General features: G+C 46.3%; 2 pseudogenes. Both read left to right on the top strand.

What is annotated here, in order from left to right:
* A pseudogene (locus tag R7Z50_RS24775) lies at positions 1-389 on the top strand (RNA degradosome polyphosphate kinase); the annotation flags it as partial.
* A pseudogene (locus tag R7Z50_RS24770) lies at positions 373-1,079 on the top strand (exopolyphosphatase); the annotation flags it as partial. The pseudogenes R7Z50_RS24775 and R7Z50_RS24770, both read left to right, overlap by 17 nt.

Below are 1,079 nucleotides of genomic sequence, written 5' to 3'. Positions count from 1 at the left end.
TTCCTGGAATTGAAGGCGTCAGCGAAAACATTCGAATCATCAGTATCGTTGATCGCTTTTTGGAACACCCACGCGTAGTGATCACGCACAATGATGGGGATCCTCAAGTCTACATTTCATCTGCCGATTGGATGACACGAAACATCGATCATCGTATCGAAGTTGCCGCTCCTGTTCGTGATCCACGGTTGAAACAGAGAATTATTGATATAACTAACATCCACTTTACCGATACAGTAAAGGCACGTTTGATAGACAAAGAGATGAGCAATAGCTATGTACCGCGCGGAAACCGTAAAAAAGTTCGCTCACAAGTTGCCATCTACGACTATCTTAAAAATATAGAAAAGCAAACAAGAAGACAAAAGTCAGATGTCTCAGATACTTGAACAAGATGAACGCTATATTGCCGCGATCGATCTCGGCTCTAATAGCTTCCACATGGTGGTGGCGAAAGTGGTCGGCAGCGACCTACAGCTCATCAGTCGCCATAAACAGAGGGATCGTTTAGCCTCTGGCCTAGACAGTGAATTGAATTTAAGTCACGCCTCCATGGAGCGAGCGTTGGAGTGTCTTGCGATGTTCGCAGAGAGGCTGCAAGGCTTTGATGAATCCAATGTGCGCATTGCTGCTACACACACGCTAAGAAGAGCGAAAAACGCGCATTTGTTTATCCAACGAGCAAAAGCAGTCATGCCGTTCCCGATAGAGATTATTCCGGGAGAGGAAGAAGCGCGCCTAATTTACTTGGGTGTCGCACACACTCAAGTGGAATCTAATTCTAAACTGGTGGTCGATATTGGCGGTGGCAGCACCGAGATGATCATCGGACAAGAGTTCGAACCAGAACTGCTTAATAGCAAACAGATGGGCTGCGTCAGCTTTACACAGCAGTACTTCAAAAATGGCAAGTTATCGAGCAAAAACTTCAGCAAAGCCATGCTCGCTGCCGAACAAAAGCTAGAGTCCATCGCGACCAAATACCGCAAGAAAGGTTGGGATATTGCACTCGGCTCATCAGGCACCATCAAAGCGATTCAAGAAGTATTGATTGGGCTGGGCTTTGAAGACGGTCTAAT

This window comes from Vibrio sp. 1249-1 (assembly GCF_033340495.1).
This window is presented reverse-complemented; position numbering and strand designations above follow the sequence as displayed.